Raw genomic sequence first — 19,602 nt, forward strand, 5'->3', positions numbered from 1 at the left:
CCATCCCGGCTACGCCAGCCGCAGGGGCCGAACGCCGAGCTCGACGCTGATTTCCTGTCCCCACGAGGCGGTGAGGCGGTCCTGCTCCATGCCGTCGCCAAACACCACCAGTTGGTCCGACGCCACGGTGAGGCGCAGCGGCTCGCCCGCCTCCAGCGCACCTTCCGTCAGGGACGTGCCGGTGGCGGGGGAGGGCCACGCTTCGCGGACAAACCATGCCAGGGCCGGGTCCGTCGGGGCCGGCAGGGTTCGTCCCCCGCGCTCGAGGGCGATGGAGGCGCACCATCCGGTGGCGCCCGTCCCGGTGGAAACGATGAGGCCGGACGACGACTGCCGCTCGCTGAGGCCCTGCGGCGTCGTGAGCCGGTAGCGGGCCGACTGGTGGGTCCGATGTCCAATGAAGATCTCGTTGAGCCCCGACAATTCCTGTCCGTCGTCGAGCCGTGCTCTCACCATGGACAGTTCCCGGCAGGCCAGCGGTACCCGTTTTCCGCCGCCCGGGGCGGGGTTGCCCAGCAGCCGTACGGCGTCAGCTGCGGTGTGCCGGACCAAGACGCCCGGATTCATTCCCGGTTCCGGGTCGATCCCGATGACGGGCTGGCCGGTGAGGTACTTGGCCACGTTGGCCACGAGCCCGTCCTGGCCCACGACGGCGATGATGTCCTCGGGCGTGAACATGAACCTGTTCAGGTCCTCCCGTTCCACCTCGGCGCGGCGCCAGTCGGGCGGGACCGCGGCGCGGACCGTTGCCAGGGCCGCTCCGAGCAGCTCGTGGCGCTCCTGGACCGCGGCCATGGTGCGGCCCCGGGACCTGAGAAAGAATTCGGCCTGGCCGAGGGTGGCGTGCCGGTCCAGCAATTCGGCCAGCTCGGTTCGCCGGTGGACGATGACGAGGCGGGATTTTTCCACGACCGGGCCTACTTCTCGCCGACGGCTGCGGAGCCCGGTTCCCGGAACAAGCCGGCCAGTGCCCCGCTGAGGAGGTCCGGGGTGACGGTCAGGTTGCCGATGTTCGGCAGCGAGCCGGCGGCCTCGCGGCATGCCAAGGCCAGCAGGGTGGCCTGGTCCATGCCCCGGTAGACCTCCATGGTTGCGGCTTCCCGTGCTGCTTCCGCCTCGCCCACCAGACGGATTCGGTTGGCCTCGGCGGTGGCGCCGATGCCCCGGCGTTCGGCTTCCGCGTTGGCTTGGACCAGGCCGGCGGCGGCCTGTTCCTCGGCCTCGCGCCTGGCGTTGGCCCCTTCCTGGGCAACGAGCCGCTCGCGCCGGGAGGCCAGTTCGATCTGGCTGGCCATCTCGTTCTCCGAGATCGTCCGTTCGCGTTCGACCGCGACTGCCCTGCGTTCGTACACGGCCCGGTCGGCCTCGGCCTGCAGTTGTTCGCGGACCGGCGTCTGGAGGGCCCGTTCGACCTCGGACTCCGGCCGGACGGCGAGGACCTGCACACCGAGGATCTCGATGCCGGTGGACAACAGACGGGTGTCGGTGCCGAGGGCCTCGGTGAGCAGCTGGCGCAGCTCGCTGACCCCGCGTTCCAGCGACTGGGCGAGTGTGGTGGCGGCGATGTGGTCGATCGCGTGGCTCTGGCAGAGCTGGCCGATGATGGTGGCCACCTGTTCCTTGCCGCCGGACGTTGCCGGGCCCGCCTGCTGGAGGGCGAAGTCGAGCCGGCTGGCCACGGACACCGGGTCCACGAAGCGGTAGGTGACGTTGGCCTGGATGCTGACGTCCTGGTGGTCGCGGGTGATGGCGTGGAAGAGCGTTGGCAGTTCCTGGTCGTCGACGGGAACCTCGCTCAGCACGGATGCCGCAGGCCGGAACCAAAATGCCTGGCCCACTCCCCGGTGCCTGACGGCACCCTTTTGCAGGTGGACAACGTAGCCGGTGGGGCTGCCCAGGAAGTGGCTGATCCAGGGGTAGTGCTTGATGGTGGCCATGGTGGGGTGCTCCTCAAACTGCTCAAGTTATCGTCGCTTTGACGATAACAACAGCATAGGGGGCTTCCGGAATTATTGTCAAGATGACGATAAGTATTTATGATGGGTGCATGGCCGAATTCCCTCAGGCGCTTACGCGCTTCCCGGTGACCGTGGACATCGTCGCCCTCACCGTCCGCGACGATGCCCTGAACGTCCTGCTGATTACGCGCCGCATCGAGCCGTTCCGCGGCAGACTCGCGCTGCCGGGAGGGTTCGTGCTTGCCGGAGAGGGCCTGGGGGAGGCCGCGATCCGCGAGCTGGCGGAGGAGACCGGGGTCGAGCAGGTCCCGGGGCACCTGGAGCAGCTGCAGAGCTATGGGCCCCGGGGACGCGACCCGCGCGGGGATGTGCTCACCGTGGCCCACCTGCTACTGGCGCCCAATTTTCCCGTCTTGTCTGCCGGAAGCGACGCTGAACACGCCGCCTGGTACCCGGTCGGTTACGTCCTGGACGGGGATGCGGAACTCGCCTTCGACCATGCCCGCATCCTGGTCGATGCCGTGGAGCGGGCACGGTCAAAACTCGAGTACTCGCCGCTGGGGGCGGCGTTCTGCGGGGATGAATTCACCATCGCGCAGCTCCGCGCCGTGTATGAGGCGGTGTGGGGGACCCGCCTGGATCCCCGGAACTTCCACCGCAAGGCCACGGGAAACCCTGGTTTCCTTGAGGACACGGGACGGATGACCGTGGGCGACGCCGGCCGCCCCGCGGCGCTCTTCCGGCTCGCGGCGGAGGCCCGCCCCGCAGCGGGTGAACCGGTCCGGGCGGTGCTCAACCCGCCGCTCATGCGACCATATTCCTGACGCTGCCTCGAAACAGGCACGCCCACGCACCTGTTCCTCGAAAGTGGAAAGGCGTCCACTCCGCCATGCCAAGGGACATGGGAACAGGAGTGAACCGCGTTGGTGGGCGAATCAGGCTTTCGTGGCCTATTGCGCACCACGGCGATCTCCAACCATGGAAATCCATTCGCTGGCGGGGCCGATTGGATTTGCCTCTCCGGGGGTCTCCGCCCGACCTCTGCGCGGGCAAAGCAAAAGGCCCCGAATCCCTCGATTAGAGGGGATTCGGGGCCTTCTTCTGGCGGTGACGGAGGGATTTGAACCCTCGGTACGGGGTTACCGTACACAACATTTCGAGTGTTGCACCTTCGGCCGCTCGGACACGTCACCAGACCAGAACACTCTACCGGGTAAATGGCCCACAACAAAAACGAGCCATCTTTCGGGGCAGAATGTAGCCATGACGACGAAGAGCGAAACCCCGCAGATCCCTCACGAGAAGCTGACCCCGCAAGTGCTGCGCGCCTGGTCGTGGCATCGCCAGGGACTGGATGGTTCGCTGGCGGGATGTGATTCGGCAACAGTCCTGGACCGCGTGGGCTGGGCCCGGTCGATCGGCGGCGCCAACACCTACCTGACGCTCTTCGCGCGTGCCGGAATCCGCCGCCCCGAGGCCGACGGCGCGCTCGCCGCGCAGGACATCCACGAACTGCCCACCGCACGGGGCTGCACCTACGTCCTGCCCGCCAAGGACTATGCCTGGGGGCTGCAAATGGGGCATGCATCGGCGGAGGCCGCGGTGAAGGTGTTGGTGCGCCTGGGCGTGGAGCGGGAAGAAATCGAGCAACTGGCCGACGATGTGCTGCGGGTCCTGCTCCGGGCTCGGGGCACCGCCGAGGAAGCACTGGATCCCCGCGGGCTGAAGGAGATCCTGGGCGACAAGGTCCGAAGCATGGGCGAGGAAGGCAAGAAAAAGGGCGCCAGCACCACGCTGCCCGCAGCGCTCGGGCTGCTGCAGGCTGACGGGCGGATCCGGCGCGTGCCGGTGAACGGGCGGCTGGACCAGCAGCGCTACTCCTATGTGGCCTGGGAACTGCCTGCGAGCGGGGAATCCGACGAAGCAGTCAGGGCGCGGATGCTCGAGCGGTTCCTGGGCTGGACGGGCGGGGCCACGCTGGGACAGATCCGCTGGTTCAGCGCCTTCACCGTGGCCCAGGCCAAGAAGGCACTGCAGGCAACAGGGGCCGTGGAAGTTCCCACCGCGACCGGCGACGTGCTGTGGATGCTGCCGGAAGACCTGGACGGGCTCGCCGGGTTCGAGGTGCCGCAGACCGAAGACATCCAGCTGCTGTCGGGATCCGATTCGCTCGTGTTGCTGCGCCGGAACGCGGCCGACCTGTTCGACGAAGCAGGCACCGAATCGGTGCAGGGGATGAGCGGGTCGGCACTGGCCGCCGATCTCTCGGACCACCCGATCGTGGACCGCGGCCGGATCATCGGGTTGTGGCAGTACGATCCGGAAGATGCTCGGATTGCGTGGTGGACGTTCGCGCCCGCAAGCGCCGGCGTGCGCTCGCGCGTAGCGCAGGTCGAGGCATGGATCACCGAGGATTTGGGCGACTTCAGGTCCTTCAGCCTGGACTCGCCGAAGTCGCGGGCGAAGAACATCGCCAGGCTCGATGCGTTGCGAAAGAAATAACGGGCCCTGGCTTAGTCCAAGCGCCGGGCACGGAAGAAGTCCGTGAGCAGTGCTGCGCATTCGGACTCCCGCACCCCGGGGTAGACCTCGACCCAGTGGTTGAGCCGCGGCTCGCGCAGGATGTCGAACACCGAGCCGACGGCGCCGGCCTTCTCGTCCCAGGCACCGAAGACGACCTTCGGGATGCGCGAAAGAACGATGGCCCCGGCGCACATGGCGCAGGGCTCGAGGGTGACCACCAGGGTGCAGTCCTCCAGCCGCCACCCATCCCCGCGCCCGGCATCGCGCAGGGCCTGGGCCGCGGCGCGGATGGCCACGATCTCGGCATGGGCCGTGGGATCCCCGTGCGCCTCGCGCTCGTTGCGGCCGGTGGCCAACACCGTCGAATCGGGGCCGATGACGACCGCGCCGATGGGAACGTCGCCGGTGGCCAATGCCGCCTTGGCCTCGGCGAGGGCCAGGTCCATGAGGTCGCGGTGGCTGGATTGTTCGGGAATCACCCGGCCAAGTCTAGTTCCGGTGCAGGGACCTCGCTGCCGTCTGCACCGGAATGCGGCAACCGGCTGCCGGCTGGTGCGGCTAGCCGGGGCTCGGCAGGACGATGTTGTGGTTCAGGCGAAGCCTGTTGTGCGGGTCGTAACGGCGTTTGAGCGCCGTGAGTTTGGCGAGCTTTTCGGCACCGTAGAGGCCCAGTAGATCGAAGCCACCGGGCACGTGTTCATCGCTGCTGGAGAAATTCACGTACTCCCCGCCGTGTGTGAAGGGTTGCATCTCATGGTGGAAGCCGCGGATGAAGGCAATGTGGTGGTCGTCGAGTTCCTTGCCGTTCCAGAATCCGTAGATGTTCAACCAGAACGGGGAGCTGCGGTCCTCGAATGCCGTTGCTTCCGGGCGAACCCGTCCCATGGCACCGCCCATGACGTGGATGTCGAAGCCCATGCCCGGCCAGTCGAGTTGCCGCGCTCGGGCAGTGAACACATTGATGGCCTCGTCCGAGAGGTCGTCCAATGCTGTGTTCTTCCAGTAGGCGCGCACACCCTTGGGGAACATCTCGTCCACCACGGACTGCCAATCGGGCCATGAAACGGGGGAGATGTCCTGTTCGTCGGTGGGCGCGGTTGCGAGGAATTCCTCCACGCAAGCGGCGCCGGCCGCATGGTCCGGATCCGCCCAGAGGAATCCGACGAGGAGCACGCTGCCGGTGCCCAGCTCCCACTCGGGCGGCGGCACCATGGCCGTGACGATGACCGTCATCTCGTCCGGGAGCCTGGAGGACCAGTCACGCACCGCATGCAGGGCATGCTTCCACTGTTCGGGGCGGTAGATCAGGTTCCCGGCGTAGAGGGTTTTCGGCAACGGGTGGGCCTTGAACGTGAACTCGGTGACGACCCCGAAGTTTCCGCCCCCACCGGTGAGACCCCAGAGCAGATCGGGGTTGGTGGTGGCGTCTGCGTGGACCACCTCACCCTCCGGGGTGACAAGGTCCGCCGCCAAGAGGTTGTCAACGGTCAGTCCGAAGGGCCGGGTGAGCCAGCCGAAGCCACCGCCGAGACACAGTCCGGCAACGCCGGTTTTCGAGACGACCCCGACGGGGACCGCCAGCCCGTGGGCGCTGGTCGCGCGGTCAAGTTCACCCAGGAGCGCGCCTCCGCCGACCCTCACCCGTTGCTCCGCGGCATCCACGTGCACGGTGTTCAGGGCGCGCATGTCCAGCACCAAGCCGTGCTCGACGGTGCCGAACCCCGCCACGTTGTGCCCGCCGGATCGGATCGCCAACGGCAATCCATGCTCCCGGGCGAAGGCCAGCGCGAGGGACACGTCGGCAACGTCGACGGCACGAACCACCAACAGGGGGTGCCTGTCGATCATGGCGTTCCACACGGCGCGGGTCTCGGCGTATTCGGGGTCGGCGGCGGTGAAGAGCATTCCGTGCAGTGACGCCGACAGCGACCGCAGTGCGGTTGCCGGAAGCGGGTGGGTGATGTCCATGGTGCCGGCTTCGTGTTTGTCCGGGCCACAGGCCGGCCCGGTCTGTGGCCCATTCTCCTCCCGGCCCCAAGGCCGGTCAATGGCGGGAATCACCCGAAGCCGGAATGCGAAAACCGGTAAACGGGAGCATTCGGCTGGTAGATTTTGGTGCATGCGCGTACAGGTAATCGACCACCCGTTGGTGGCCCACAAGGTATCGGTCCTCCGGGACAAGAACACCCCTTCGCCGGTCTTCCGGCAGCTGACCGACGAGTTGGTGACCCTGCTGGCCTACGAGGCCACGCGCGACGTCAAGACCGTCAAGGTCCAGGTCGAGACCCCGGTCGCGACGACGACCGGCATTGCCTTTGCCAAGCCGACCCCGCTGGTGGTGCCGATCCTGCGCGCCGGCCTGGGCATGCTCGAGGGCATGACGCGCCTGGTTCCGACCGCCGAGGTCGGGTTCCTGGGCATGGCCCGCAACGAGGAAACCCTCGACATCATCACCTACGCCGAGCGCCTGCCCTCGGATTTGACCGGACGCCAGGTCTTCGTGCTGGACCCGATGCTGGCCACCGGCGGCACGCTGATCGAATCGATCAAGTTCCTCTTTGACCGCGGCGCCGCCGACGTCACCTGCATCTGCCTCATCGCCGCGCCCGAGGGCCTTGCCCGCCTTGAAGAGGCCTACGGAGACAACGAGAAGGTCCATCTGGTCCTGGGCGCCCTGGATGAGAAGCTGGACGAGCAGTCATACATCGTTCCCGGCCTGGGCGATGCAGGCGACCGCCTCTACGGCGTGGCCCACTAGCCACGGCAGCACCACGGCGTCCGGCCGGCAGGGAACCAGGGGTTCCCGTGCCGGCCGGACGCCTTTTTTGTGCCTTGGGTGACGGCCCCCAGGCTCAGGCCTTGGCGGCCTTGGGCGGGGTCAAGGGCTTCGGCGGCACCGCGAGCGGCAGCGGCAGGCGCACCTCGAAGACCGTGTTCCCCGGGACGGAAGACACCGTGATGCTCCCGTCGTGGGACTCGACGATGGCCTTGGCAATGGGCAACCCCAGCCCGGTGGTGCCGTCCGCGCCCGAGCGCGCCCCGTCGGCCCGGGTGAAGCGCTCGAACACCAGCGGGAGGAAGTCCGGGGCAATGCCCTCGCCGGTGTCGGCAACGCGCAGCACCGCCTGGTGACTGGCCGCATCGCGGTGGACCCCCACGGTGACGGTGTTGCCCTCGGAGGTGTGCTTGCGGGCATTGGCCAGCAGGTTGGTGATGACCCGGCGCAACGCCGCGGCATCGCCGGAGACCACCAGCGGGATGTCGGGGACCTTGGGGATCCAGTGGTGGGCGGGGGCGGTGATGGCGAAGTCCTCGGTGATGTCGGTGGCCAGCTTCCCCAGATCCACGGGGGCCTTCTTGATCTGGTGCTTCTCATCGAGCCGGGCCAGCAGCAACAGGTTCTCCACCAGGGAGCTCATCCGGGTGCTTTGTTCCAGCACCCGGTTCAGCGAGCGTTGCCCGTCGTCGGAGAAATGCTCGGTGGCGCTGATCAACTCGGTGTACCCGCGGATGGCCGAGAGCGGGGTGCGCAGCTCGTGGGAGGCGTCGGCCACGAATTGGCGCATCTGCGCCTCCGAGGCCTCGCGTACCGCGAAGGCGGCGCCCACGTTGTCCAACAGGGCATTGAGCGCACGGCCCACCTCCCCGGATTCGGTGCCCGGGATCGAATCCTCCGGGGGCACGCGGGCCTCCAGGGCGGCGGTGCCGGATTCCAGCTCGGCGTTGGCCACGGACGAGGCCACCGCGGAGACCCGCTGCAGCGGGGCCAGCGACCGGCGGATGATCATCGAGCCCACCAACCCGATGGCGATCAGCCCGGCCAGGGAAATGGTGATCGTCAAGATGCCCAGGGAGGCCAGGGTCCGCTCGGTGGGTGCCATGGGCAGGCCGGTGATGAGGATGCCGCCGGAGCCCGGGTCCTGCTGCGCGGAGAGCATGTAGTCCCCGATGCTCAGGTGGTGGACCACCGGGGGAGCATCGACCTTCACGGAGGTCAGGGGCAGCACGTCCGCGTCGGTGATGTCCTTGCGCTCGCCGGTCTTCGAATCGAGCACGGCACCGGAAAACAAGTAGCCGGAGACGATCCTGGCGTTGAGCGTCCCTGAGGCCTGCCCGGGGGCAAAGAGCGGGCCGGAGGACGTTTCGCGGCCGTTTTGCGCCGAATAGCTTGCCGCGCGGTCGGAGGCGAACTCCAGCTGTTCATGCAGCTGCGCCGCCAGGGACTGGCGCATGCCGGCGTTCAGCAGCAGGCCAATGACGGTGCAGATCAATGCGAGGGAGCCGATGAGGGCGAGCAGCAGCTTGCGCTGCAGGGGCAGCCGGCCCAGACGCTGCCCCAGCCTTGCGTGCAGCGGGGCCCGCTCGGTTTCCTGGCCCGGGATGCCCGGGGCCGGCGCGGGGGCATCGGGGGAGTGGGGCGAAGCCTCACCGGCTGAATGGCGCTCCGGTTCCCCGGAGGGGAGGGGTGGGCGTGCGGAGGGGGTCATGATGCGGGCTTGAGCATGTATCCGGCCCCGCGCACGGTGTGGATCATGGGCGCGCCGTCGACCTCGATCTTCTTGCGCAGGTAGGAAATGTAGAGCTCGACGATGTTGGCCTGGCCGCCGAAGTCGTAGTGCCAGACGTTGTCGAGGATTTGGGTCTTGGAGACCACCCGGCGGGCGTTGACCATCAGGTAGGAGAGTAGGTCGAACTCCGTGGCCGTGAGGTTGATGGGAACACCCGCCCGGGTGACGTCATGGGAATCCGAATTCAGCACGAGGTCCCCGACGACCAGCTCGGCGCTGTCGGCGGCGGTGGCGCCGGAGCGTTCCACGAGCTTGTGCAGGCGCAGCAGCACCTCCTCAAGGCTGAAGGGCTTGGCGACGTAGTCGTCGGCGCCGATGCCCAGGCCCTCGATCCTGTCCTCGACGGCGTCCTTGGCGGTCAGGAAAAGGACTGGCACCTCGGGCAGGAACGTGCGGACCTTGCGCAGCACCTCCGGCCCCTCGAAGCCCGGCAGCATCCAATCCAGCACCAGCACATCGGGGGTTGCCTTGCGGGCGGCCTCCACCGCGGAGGGACCGTCGTGCGCGACAGTGGCTTCCCATCCCAGCATCCTGGTGCCCATGGAGACAAGTTCGGCCAGCGAGGGCTCGTCGTCGACGACAAGCACCCGGATGGCTGTGCCGTCCGGGTGGGTGAGGCGGGGCAACTGGGTGGGAGAAAAGCGGGAGCTTGGCATGTCTTTAACTTTCCATCCGAGGTGTAGGCCAGCCCTGTGGCCCAGCTGTGCGCGGGCTGTGAGGTCTGGTAATTCCAGCTTAAGGCCTGCGGTTGCCGAAGGGCCCGACGCCGGCGGGAGCGCTGCCTGGCGGGGCCGTTGCCTGATGCCCGGTCCGGGTGTAGGTCTGGGCATTCAGGCGCTGGGCGCCCGTCGATTGATCACATTGCCCGCACTTTTGGAAATGACAGTGCATACCGCATTGTCGCCCGCCCTCATGTCCGATATCTGCGCAATGTGATGATGGACACGTTAAGCGCTCCACGTCTCACATTGTGGACGCTATCGAAGTTTGTTACTTGCGGGTTCCGAATATTACGAGGAAACTAGAGCTTGTGAATAGCGCAGCAACAGCACCTCAGAGCCTTTCCGAAGGCGTGGCGATGACTCATCGCCAGTGTTGTTGTCGAATGCCCAGCTGAGCGTCGGAACCCTTCGGCGCTCAGTGACACTCGCATCGCTCCCACGCTTCGCAACTGCGAGGTAGACGGAGCACCTAAGCATTCGCGCCATTCCGTGGCATTCACACGAGTTAGAGGTAAAGAAGCATGTCGGTAACGTCCGGATACGTCCATGTCTCAATCCGCAACGCCCAGTCCCGCGCCGCCGCCGCGCAGCGCAACACTGCTCCCGGCGGATATGCCCCGGCCGGCTATCGCCAGCTTCATGCCGTTCCCGCGGCGCAGGAGACTCGACCGATGACAGCCCCAACCCCGGTGGTTGCCCCGAGCAGCACCCCGGGACCGCAGCCGGTGGCGACCGACACCACAGCCCGAGGGTTTGTGCTCTACGTCGGTCTGGACGAGTCCGTGGCCCAGGCGCAGGGAACCTCGCTGGGCAAGCTGGCCACGCAGGTCCGCGCCTTCTTGGCCACGCTCTCTCCCGAGGCCCAGACCCATGCCGCCGTCGCACTGGCCCCGTCCAGCGCGCAGGGCGAGAACATCGACGTCGTGCGCCAGGCCCTGGGTGACCCCACGGTCAACCGCCGCCCGCGCGTCGATTCCCGTCCGGCGGCGCCGCGCCCCTCCGGCGTGCTCATCGACCTGTCGCGCCGCGAGGTGCACCTGGATGGCGAGACCCTGAACCTCACGTTCAAGGAATTCGAGCTGCTGAACTACCTCGTGGAAAACGGCACCCGCACGGTGGGCCGCGACGAGCTGCTCACCAACCTGTGGCGCAACGCCGAAGAGGTCCCCAACGAGCGCACCATCGACGTGCACATCCGTCGCCTGCGCTCCAAGCTGGGGCGCCTGGCCAATACCGTGCGCACCGTACGCGGCCAGGGCTACCGCTTCTACGAGCACCCCGAGGTCGTCGTCTGGGCAGCCCCGGAATACACCATCTAGATCCATTCTTGTCCCTTGTGGGCCCCGCATCCGTGGATGCGGGGCCCACAAGCACTTAAGCCCGGGCGGCGCATAAGCTTGGGGGCATGAGCGAACACCACCTGAAGCGACTCGTACTGCTGCGCCACGCCAAAAGCGACTACCCGCTGGGTGTCAGCGACCACGACCGGCCGCTGGCCGCCCGCGGAAACCGCGAGGCGCCGGCCGCCGGGGCCTGGCTGCGCGAGAACGACGTGGTGCCCGACTTCATCATGCTCTCCGACGCCCAGCGGACCCGCGCCACCTGCGCCTGGGTGATCAGCGAACTGGGGGAGAAGGCGCCCACGCCCTACCTGGATTCGCGGATCTACGGCGCCTCGAGCACCAGGCTGTGCGCCATCATCAACGAGACCCCCGAAACCGTCACCACGCTCATGGTCATCGGCCACCAGCCGGTGCTGCAGGAGCTCGCCATGCGCCTGGCCTCGGTGGACTCGGACGAGGAAGCGGTCTACGAGCTGGCCATGGACTACCCGACGCTGGGGCTGACGGTGCTGCAGACCGAGAAACCCTGGGCGGAGATCGACGGCCGCGACATGCGGGTGACCAACTTCGTGGTCCCGCGCTGACCCGTGAAACCCCGCGATACCCTCCTTGCCCTGTTGGTCGCCCTGCTCTGGGGCCTGAACTTCCTGTTCATCGACCTGGGGCTGCGCGACACGCTTCCGCTGGTGTTTGTGGCGCTGCGCTTCGCCGCCGTCGCCTTCCCGCTGGTGTTCTTCGTTCCCCGGCCCAAGGTCGGCTGGAAGGTTGTCGCCGGCATCGGGCTGGCCATGAGCGCCGGGCAGTTCGGGCTGCTCTTTACCGCCATGCACCTGGGACTGCCGGCCGGGCTGGCGCCGGTGGCGCTGCAGGCACAGATGTTCTTCACCATCGGGCTCGGCGCCCTTTTCCTGCGGGAATACCCCACGCGAAAGCAGGTCCTCGGCTCCATCCTGGGCATTGCCGGGCTGGTGGTGGTGGGCTTTGGCCGGGTTGCCTCGCTACCCGAAGGCGCCGCACTGGCCGGCGTCCTGGTGCCGTTGCTGATCTGCATTGCCGCCGGTTTCGCCTGGGGCGTCGGAAATGTCATCTCGCGTTCGGCCTCCGGCGCCTCCGGGTTGGGGTTGGTGGTGCACTCGGCGCTCTGGGTCCCGTTGCCGATGCTTGGCCTTTCGCTACTGCTCGACGGGCCCGCCGCCGTGGGCGATGCGCTTGCCACCTTGGGCCCAGAGACGTGGTGGGGTATCGCCTTCACCGCATTGGTGGCCTCGCTGGTCGGGTACAGCATCTGGAATACGCTGCTGGGCAAGTACCCCACCGCCAAGGTCGTGCCCTATACCTTGCTGATCCCCGCCATCGGGATGGGCAGCGCCGCCCTGGTGCTCCACGAGTATCCCAATGCGCTGGAAATCGCCGGGGCCGCGGTGCTGGTGCTGGGGGTTTCCGTCGGGACGTTGCGGTTTGGCACGGCGAGGCCCGAAGCGGCACCCGCGCCGCGGGAGAGCCCGGAAAACGACACCGTGGCGGAACACACATGAGGAAACGGATGAGAGTTTTCCGGGGCCCGGAACCCCGGGTTCACGGGCCCCGAACCGCAGAACATGAGAACGCGTGAGGCGATTATGAGAACGCCCTCATCGACCGTTCACCCTTTGCTCATTTGGGCCGCTTTGACTAGGAGCAACGCAAGCCACCGAGCCCCTTGAAAAGGAACCCCGCAGATGAGCATCAGCCCCAGCCTTGAAACCGAAACCTTCGAAGCCAACGAAGCCCTTGCGGCGGCCGAAGGCCGACTGCGCCACCTGAAGCTCGATGCACAGCGCGCTCTGAAGATCCGCGCCGCCTACACCACTCGTTTCGTGGCCACCGAGTTCTCCAAGCACCCCGGCGACTTCCACCTCGTCGCCGGCGCGGACGTCACCCCGCAGCCCGGGGACGTGGTCATCGCCCGGGTCGCCGAGATCGGCAAGCACACCCGCCTCGAGTCCCCGGTCTCCCGCCGCCAACTGATGTTCGTGGGCCAGGAAATCATGGTCGCCTACGGCAACCGCTACGCCCCGGACCAGTTCCTGGCCCACGTGCCGGACTCCCTGGAGCCCTGCCACCTGGTGGCCGGCGGCGGCCTGGCCGGGTATGTGACCGAAATGCACGCCTCGATCGATGCAGCCACGGCCATCGAGCCGATCGGCCTGCTGGCCACCAAGGACGGCGTGGTCAACCTGCGCGACTTTGCCCCGCTGCAGGTCGGCACCCCGTCGCTGGCAGCGCTGCGCGCCGTGGGCACCGTGCGCCCGCCGGTCATCGCGGTGCTGGGCACCTCGATGAACTCCGGCAAGTCCACCACCCTGGGCTGCCTGGTCAACGGACTGTCCAACGCCGGGCTCAACGTGGCCGCGGGCAAGGCCACCGGCACCGGGGCGGGCAACGACCCGAACCTGTTCATCGACGCCGGCGCGTTCCCGGTCTGCGACTTCACCGACTTCGGCTACCCCACCACCTTCAAGCTCGCCTACGAGCAGGTCCGCGACCTGCTGGCCGCGATGATCGACGAGCAGGCCGCCTCCGGCGCCGACGTGGTGGTCATCGAGATCGCCGACGGCCTGTACCAGGGCGAGACCTCCAGGTTGCTGCGCGACCCGCTCTTTGCCGCCTACGTGGACACCGTGGTGTTCTCCGCCCAGGACGCCCTCGGCGCCCGGGCCGGGCTGGACGTGCTGCAGGACGCGGCGGTGCCGGTCGCCGCGGTCTCCGGCCTCCTCACCGCCTCCCCGCTGGCGACCGCCGAGGCCGCCTCCCGGCTCGACGTCCCGGTCATCGACACCTACGCCCTGTGCAACCCCGAGGTCGCCACCGCCCTGATCCCGGTGCGCGCCGCCGCGCTGTGAGCGGGCTCGAGGCCCTGATGGAGGCACAGGGGGCACCGGCCACGGCGCCGCTGGACATCGTTCCGGCCGCCGGGCGCAAGGAACCGGCCCCGCGCCTGCCGAAACTGGTCACCGGGAAACGCCGCGGACTCTTTGCGGCGCTGCTGGCCCTGGCCACCGCCTGCGGCGGCCTCGGGGTGGGCATCGCCCTGCTGGTCGGCGCGCTCGTGACCGGGGCTGCCGTGCTGCCGATGTCATTGGGCATCGGTGCGTTGATCCTGGTGCTGGGCTACGGCCGCTACCTGGAACGGGTGCTGGCCGAGAAGCTCGGGCAGCACTACGTGGCCCAGCTGCGCCTTTCGCTGATCTCCCACTCGCTGCTGGCCGCCAAGGTGCCCTCGGTGGGCATCACCGTGGCCCGGGCCAGCAACGACCTGTCCTCGGTGCGCAACTGGGTGGCCCAGGGCATTGCGCCGCTGCTGGCGGGCATCCCGCTGGTGCTCATTTCGATGGCGGGGCTCTGGACGATCCATCCGGCCCTCGCCCTGGCGCTGGGGGTGCCGGTGCTGGTACTCACCGGCGCCCTGCTGCTGCTGGCGGCCCCCGCCTACGACCGGGCGCGAACCCTGCGGCGTCACCGCGGCAACCTGGCCGCGCGCATTGCCGACACCGTCGCCGCGTCCTCCGCTGTGGTCGCCGCCGGCGGCGTGTCCCGCGAACTGTCCCGGGTCGCGTCCAGCGGCCAGAAGGTCGTGGATGCCGCGGTGTCGCGCGCCCGGCTGGCCGCGGTGCTGCGCGCCTGTTCCCTGGGCATGCCGCTGCTGGCCACCGCCGTGGTGGTGCTGGTCTCGCGCAGCGCCGCCCTGGACGCCGGGCACATCGCCACCGCCCTGACGTTGCTGGGACTGTGCGCGGCCCCGGTGGGCGAGTGGGGGCGCATCGTGGAATACCGGCAGAACTACCGGGCGGCCTCCCGGATCATTGCCCCCTTGTTGGCAGAGGAAAGCGAGCTGGCGGCGGGCCCGGCCTTGCGCCAAAAGGCCCAGCGGGCCGCGGCGCAGATCCAGGCCTCGCGGGTCGAGGGGTTGTGGCTGCACGGGCTGGAAATCGACGGAAAGCCGGTCCCGGAGCTGCGCGCCGAGCCCGGCGAGCGGATCCGGATGGTCGGTGCCGACGCGCGGGTGCGCGCGGAGCTGTTCACCGCCCTGGCCACCGCGCGCACGCACGACGGCCCGATCCTCGGGGACCTGGGGCACGACGCCGCCCACCGGGGGAGGGGCTACGTGGTGGCGGGCGTGATCCCCGGCTCGGTGGATGAGAAGAAGCGGCGCCGGCTCATTGGCGCGGCCTTCGCCTCGATGGTGCCCGAGCGCGGCACGTTGTTGCGCGCCCTGCGCTACCGCCGGCCCGACGCCGATCCGGCCAAGGCACAGGAGCTGGCTGCGCGCCTGGGACTGGACGCGGCATCGCTGGAGCACGGCCAGGACACGCACCTGCGCCGCGGCGGGGCGCCGCTTGATGCCACGCAGCGCGCGGGACTCATGGTCGCCCGCGCCATGCTCGGCTCCCCGCCGTTGCTCTTGCTCAACGAGATCGACGGCCACCTGGACGCAGCCGCCCGCGGGCAGCTCGAACAAATGCTCGACGGGTACCGTGGCGTGGTGATCGTGTGCTCCGACTCCGAGTGGTGCGCGGGATACCGCCAGTGGGACCTGGACGGTCCGCAGGACTGATCGAGGACCGGCCGGGGAATCAGCGCAGGGGCGCGGTGAAGGCCATCGCTGCCCCGACGCATTCCTCGATGCTCCGCTCCGGGTGGAAGACCTGGCGGTCCCGGCCCAGGATGAGCGTGGCCCCGAACAACGCGGTGGCCAGGGCGTCCAGGTCGGGCACCGGCTTTCCGGCCGCGGCAGGCTCCTGTTCGGCCAGGCGGGACAAGGCGGCGCGGACCATCCCGATGACGTCGTTGCGCATCTGCGCCAGGGCCCCGGCCCATTGGCTGTCGGATTGCCATTGCTCGGAAATCCAGAGCTGGGAAAAGGCCGGGTATTCGGCAATGAATTCCAGGGCCTCGCCAACCATCTGACGCAACCCCGCTTCCGGGTCCGTGTGTGTGGCACCGGGCCCGAGGCGTTCGAAGAGGATGGCGATTCCGTAGTTCAGCAGCTCGCCAATGAGTTCGTTCTTGGACCCGAAGTTGTAGTAGACGGTGCCCTTGGAGACACCCGCGGCCTTGGCGATCTCGTCCACGCTCACCTGCTGGTGCCCGCGGGTGCCGATCAACTCCATGGAGGCGGTGAACAGCCGGTGCTTGGAGTCGGTGGCCCGCACCCGGGGGCGGGTCGTGGGTGTCTGGCTCATGCGCTTAGCTCCGGATGCAGGGTTTTCAGGGACCAGGTCTTGTGCAATCGTACCGCCACGGTGCTGGCCACCAGGCCCAGCACGGTGTAGCCAACCAGGCCCGCGACGATCGGTCCGAGCACCGACAGGTCCGCGCCGTACATCAGGTGCCGCAGGCCCGTGACCACGTGCCCCATGGGCAGCCAGCGGTGCGCCACGTGCAGCGCCTCGGGGGTGGTTTCCCAGGGGAAGGTGCCGCCGGAGGAGACCAACTGCAGCACCATGAGCACCAGCACCACCATCTTTCCCGGGGTCCCGGCCAGCGCGCAGATGCCCTGGATGATCGCGGTGAACGCCATGGAGGCCAGCAGGAACAGCCCCCAGGTCATCCACGGATGGGCGGTGTCCAGGCCCAGCCCGTAGAGCACCACGGCGTAGAGGATGGTGCCCTGGAGCATCGAGATACCCAGGAACGGCAACCAGCCGCCGACGGCGATCTTCCAGTTCGCGGCGTTGGAGGCCAGCGCGCGCTTGGTGATGGGGCGCATGATCTGAACCAGGATGAACGCGCCGATCCAGATGGCCAGGGTCATGAAGAACGGGGCCAGGCCCTCTCCGTACACCCCGGCCTTGGCCTGGTCGGTGCGGGCAATGTCCACCGGATCCCCGATGACCGAGGAGACCTGCTCCCGGGAACCGGCATCCGGGTTGGGTACCTCGTCGGTGCCGTCGGCCAGCTTGGTGGACAGCTCCCCGGAGCCGTCGCGCAGTTCGGTGGCTCCGTCGCCCAGCTCGCCCACGCCGTTGCGCAGTTCCTTCACGCCCGCGACGAGCGAACCGGTTCCCTCATGCAGGGTGCCGGCGCCGTTGGCCAGGGTGCCGGCGCCCGCTTCCAGCTTTTTGGCCCCGGCCAGCGCGTCGTGCTGTCCGCCGGCAAGGGTGTCGGCCCCGTCGGCCAGGGTTTGGGCACCGTCGTTGAGCTTGGATGCACCGGCAGAGGCATCGGAAATGCCGGACTTCAGTGCGGGCATGGCCCCTGCCAGCTGGTGCGTCCCGTCGGCGAGCGTGGACAGGCCGCCGGAGAGCTCCTTGGCACCTTCGGCAACCTGCGCCGACCCGTCGGCAAGCGCCGAGATCTGCGACCGGGCGGTGGCCAGCTGCGTCTTGGTGTCCGCGACCTGGTCCGCGACGCCGGTGGAGGCCGCCGCGTCCTTGACGTCCTGGCGCAGGGCATCCGCCTGCCCGGGTTCCAGGACCCCCGCCTCGACCAGGGCGTCCAACCGGGCGTCCAGCGCGTCCGTGGCCGAATCGATGCGGCCTTCGGCGTCCTTTTCCAGGGCGGTGAGGGTGTCGGCCGCCTGGGTGACCTTGTCATCCAGGGCCTTGTTGCCGGCGGCGACCTGGGCGGCGCCCGCGGAGAGCCGTGCGGAGGCATCGGCGGCCTTCTGGGCGCCCTCGTCCAATTGCCGGGTCTTGGCCGGCAGCGCGGCCGTCCTGGACTTCAGCTCGCCCAGTCCGGCGTTGAGTTCGCCGGTGCCCTTCGCGAGGGTTCCCGCGCCGCCTGCGAGCTTGTCGGCGCCGTCGGCCAGCTTCTTTTGCCCGGCCACCAGGGAGCCGGTGCCATCGCGCAGGGCGTCCACCCCGTCCGCCAGGTCTCCGGCCCCGGTGTTGAGCTTGGTTGCCCCGTCGCCCAGCGTGGTGACGCCGCCGGCCAGGGTGGTGACCCCGTCGGAGAGTTTCACGGTGCCGGTGTGCAGTTCGCCGGCGCCGTCGGCGGCCTTGGACATGGAGGTGTGGATGTCGGAGAAGCCGGTCAGCAGGGCGTCGGCGGTCTGCGTGCCGACCTCCTTGGCCACGGTGTTGTGCACCTGTCCGGCGAGCTTGTCGGCGAACGTGCCGACCATGTAGTTGTTGGCGTCGTTGGTGGTGATCTTCAGGATGCCCTGCTTGGCCTTGTCGAAGTCGCCCGGGGAGGCGAGGTTGGCGGAGAAGTCCTGGGGGATCGTCATGGCGAAGGCGTAGTCGCCGGCCGCGACCCCCGCATCTGCCTCGGCCTCGGAGGCTACAACCGTCCAGCCGAAGGTCCCGTCCTCAAGCAGTTCGGCGGTGACGTCGTCGCCGACCTTCAGCTCCTTGCCGTCCTTGGCGGAACCGGCATCGAGGTTGACGATGGCCGCCTTGACGTTGTGCAGGTGTGCGTACGGGTCCCAGTTGGCGTAGAGGTACAGGGCGCCGTAGAGCAGCGGGACCAGGCACATGGCAATGATGGCAATCCGCGGCAGGCGCCCGGAGGTCATGCGCTTGAGTTCGGAGAGGGCGAGGCGCAACGTGGTCATGATTCTTCCTTCGGCGCGGTCAAATGCGTGGTGGGTGCCGCGGCATCGGTGTCATCGGCGATGCTCTGGGCAGTCACTGGGGATGCTTCGGCGACCGGTTCCCCGGGGTTCTCCCGGGGTGCGGCGGTCGCCTGGTCTTCCGTCTCGGGGTCCGCCGCGGGTGCCGGAGCGACCGCCAGCTTTTCCTGCACCCGGCCGGCCCAAGCCGTCGACCCGCCCCAATTCGCCGGGATGCGCTGGGCGACCGCCACCACGGCCGGGGCGCGGCGTCCGGTGGCCACCGACTCCAGGTAGCGGAACCAGTCGTCCTCGGGAATGCCGTGGCGGTCGGGGGAATCAAAGACCAGCACCTCGACGCCGCGGTCCTCGAGCGCGAGGTGGGTGAGCAGCGCGAGACGTGCGAGCGGGTCGATGGCGTCGAGCCATTCATTGGCCAGCTCGTCCATGTGGTGCTTCTTCATCCAGGCGTCGATGCCGCTGCGCCGCCAGATCGGCCCGGGCTGCAGCGCCAGGTCCTCGGCCACCAGGTCGCGGACCTTGAGGTGAGCCTCGGGCTCGTTGATTTCCGGGGAATCGACCAGGGCGCTGATGCGCCGCACCGACCGCAAGGAGGTGTTTCCCGACCAGCCCACGGTTCCCCCGGTGGGGCGCATGCGGGCGCTCAATCCCAGCGACAGGGCCGTGCGGGTGGGCTGGGGTTCGGCAGCAACCAGCAGCAGCTCGCCGCGCGCAACGGCGAGACTGGTGGGTTCCAGCAGGGGCAGGTGGCGGCCGGCAATGGCCAGGTTATCGGCAATGAGCACGACTACAGCGTAAACCGAACTGACCGGTCAGTTCAAATAGTGGGCCTGTCTGGTTCACCACTGGCGTCCGTCCGGCACGGTCAAATGACACGATCGAGTATCTTTTCCCCTCGGGTCTCCGCGCCGGCTGGGCCCCCGGGGGAGGATG

General features: G+C 68.5%; 17 protein-coding genes and 1 tRNA gene. 8 read left to right on the top strand and 10 right to left on the bottom strand.

What is annotated here, in order from left to right; genetic code table 11:
* Positions 1–9: 9 nt before the first annotated feature.
* Positions 10–909, bottom strand: a complete 900-nt coding sequence (locus AC6CHY_RS11100) for a diacylglycerol kinase catalytic domain-containing protein (RefSeq protein WP_498226726.1) — start codon at positions 907–909, stop codon at positions 10–12.
* Positions 910–917: 8 nt separating this feature from the next.
* Entirely contained in the window at positions 918–1,937 is a 1,020-nt protein-coding gene (locus AC6CHY_RS11105; protein WP_498226727.1) for an SPFH domain-containing protein, read from the bottom strand.
* An 83-nt stretch (positions 1,938–2,020) separates the two neighbouring features.
* Here AC6CHY_RS11105 and AC6CHY_RS11110 point away from each other — a divergent pair, with 83 nt between their 5' ends.
* Positions 2,021–2,782 (top strand): NUDIX hydrolase, encoded by a 762-nt coding sequence (locus AC6CHY_RS11110; RefSeq protein ID WP_418888851.1) that lies wholly within the window; start codon positions 2,021–2,023, stop codon positions 2,780–2,782.
* A gap of 278 nt (positions 2,783–3,060) precedes the next feature.
* On the opposite strand, the gene AC6CHY_RS11115 is transcribed toward AC6CHY_RS11110, so the two are convergent.
* A tRNA-Ser gene (locus AC6CHY_RS11115) sits at positions 3,061–3,151 on the bottom strand.
* A 70-nt stretch (positions 3,152–3,221) separates the two neighbouring features.
* Between AC6CHY_RS11115 and AC6CHY_RS11120 the strand changes: the two genes are divergently transcribed.
* Positions 3,222–4,460: a DNA glycosylase AlkZ-like family protein gene (locus AC6CHY_RS11120; protein WP_498226728.1), complete on the top strand. Its 1,239-nt coding sequence runs from the start codon at positions 3,222–3,224 to the stop codon at positions 4,458–4,460.
* 11 nt (positions 4,461–4,471) lie between these two features.
* Here AC6CHY_RS11120 and tadA read toward each other — a convergent pair whose 3' ends face one another.
* Both tadA and AC6CHY_RS11130 read right to left on the bottom strand, forming a co-directional pair.
* A complete protein-coding gene (gene tadA / locus AC6CHY_RS11125; protein ID WP_498226729.1) occupies positions 4,472–4,960 on the bottom strand; it encodes a tRNA adenosine(34) deaminase TadA in 489 nt (162 codons plus the stop codon).
* Between the two features lie 79 nt (positions 4,961–5,039).
* Positions 5,040–6,449, bottom strand: coding sequence for an FAD-binding oxidoreductase (locus tag AC6CHY_RS11130; RefSeq protein WP_498226730.1), 1,410 nt, complete (start codon positions 6,447–6,449; stop codon positions 5,040–5,042).
* Positions 6,450–6,600: 151 nt separating this feature from the next.
* On the opposite strand from AC6CHY_RS11130, the gene upp reads away from it, so the two are divergent.
* Entirely contained in the window at positions 6,601–7,239 is a 639-nt protein-coding gene (gene upp, locus AC6CHY_RS11135; RefSeq protein ID WP_217390661.1) for a uracil phosphoribosyltransferase, read from the top strand.
* Between the two features lie 94 nt (positions 7,240–7,333).
* Here the strand turns inward: upp and AC6CHY_RS11140 are convergent, their stop codons facing one another.
* Both AC6CHY_RS11140 and AC6CHY_RS11145 read right to left on the bottom strand, forming a co-directional pair.
* Entirely contained in the window at positions 7,334–8,968 is a 1,635-nt protein-coding gene (locus tag AC6CHY_RS11140) for a sensor histidine kinase (protein ID WP_217390662.1), read from the bottom strand.
* Positions 8,965–9,705 carry a response regulator transcription factor gene (locus AC6CHY_RS11145; RefSeq protein WP_217390663.1) on the bottom strand — a complete coding sequence of 247 codons (741 nt, stop codon included), beginning with the start codon at positions 9,703–9,705 and terminating at the stop codon, positions 8,965–8,967. The genes AC6CHY_RS11140 and AC6CHY_RS11145 overlap by 4 nt, the downstream gene beginning before the upstream one ends.
* A gap of 587 nt (positions 9,706–10,292) precedes the next feature.
* Here AC6CHY_RS11145 and AC6CHY_RS11150 point away from each other — a divergent pair.
* From AC6CHY_RS11150 to AC6CHY_RS11170, 5 genes are all read left to right on the top strand, one after another.
* Entirely contained in the window at positions 10,293–11,090 is a 798-nt protein-coding gene (locus tag AC6CHY_RS11150; protein ID WP_217390664.1) for a winged helix-turn-helix domain-containing protein, read from the top strand.
* An 86-nt stretch (positions 11,091–11,176) separates the two neighbouring features.
* Positions 11,177–11,698, top strand: coding sequence for a SixA phosphatase family protein (locus tag AC6CHY_RS11155; RefSeq protein WP_407611725.1), 522 nt, complete (start codon positions 11,177–11,179; stop codon positions 11,696–11,698).
* A 3-nt stretch (positions 11,699–11,701) separates the two neighbouring features.
* Positions 11,702–12,649, top strand: coding sequence for an EamA family transporter (locus AC6CHY_RS11160; RefSeq protein WP_217390666.1), 948 nt, complete (start codon positions 11,702–11,704; stop codon positions 12,647–12,649).
* A gap of 183 nt (positions 12,650–12,832) precedes the next feature.
* Positions 12,833–13,996 carry a DUF1611 domain-containing protein gene (locus AC6CHY_RS11165; RefSeq protein WP_498226731.1) on the top strand — a complete coding sequence of 388 codons (1,164 nt, stop codon included), beginning with the start codon at positions 12,833–12,835 and terminating at the stop codon, positions 13,994–13,996.
* A complete protein-coding gene (locus AC6CHY_RS11170) occupies positions 13,993–15,708 on the top strand; it encodes an ABC transporter transmembrane domain-containing protein (RefSeq protein ID WP_498226732.1) in 1,716 nt (571 codons plus the stop codon). Before AC6CHY_RS11165 ends, AC6CHY_RS11170 begins: the two co-directional genes overlap by 4 nt.
* A gap of 19 nt (positions 15,709–15,727) precedes the next feature.
* On the opposite strand, the gene AC6CHY_RS11175 is transcribed toward AC6CHY_RS11170, so the two are convergent.
* The 3 genes from AC6CHY_RS11175 to AC6CHY_RS11185 are packed head-to-tail and all read right to left on the bottom strand — an operon-like array spanning position 15,728 to position 19,454.
* Entirely contained in the window at positions 15,728–16,336 is a 609-nt protein-coding gene (locus AC6CHY_RS11175; protein WP_217390669.1) for a TetR/AcrR family transcriptional regulator, read from the bottom strand.
* Positions 16,333–18,651 carry a YhgE/Pip family protein gene (locus tag AC6CHY_RS11180; RefSeq protein ID WP_217390670.1) on the bottom strand — a complete coding sequence of 773 codons (2,319 nt, stop codon included), beginning with the start codon at positions 18,649–18,651 and terminating at the stop codon, positions 16,333–16,335. The genes AC6CHY_RS11175 and AC6CHY_RS11180 overlap by 4 nt, the downstream gene beginning before the upstream one ends.
* Positions 18,648–19,454, bottom strand: a complete 807-nt coding sequence (locus tag AC6CHY_RS11185; RefSeq protein WP_217390671.1) for an ABC transporter ATP-binding protein — start codon at positions 19,452–19,454, stop codon at positions 18,648–18,650. The genes AC6CHY_RS11180 and AC6CHY_RS11185 overlap by 4 nt, the downstream gene beginning before the upstream one ends.
* Between the last annotated feature and the right edge of the window lie 148 nt (positions 19,455–19,602).

The organism is Paeniglutamicibacter sp. GQ140, from assembly GCF_059759235.1.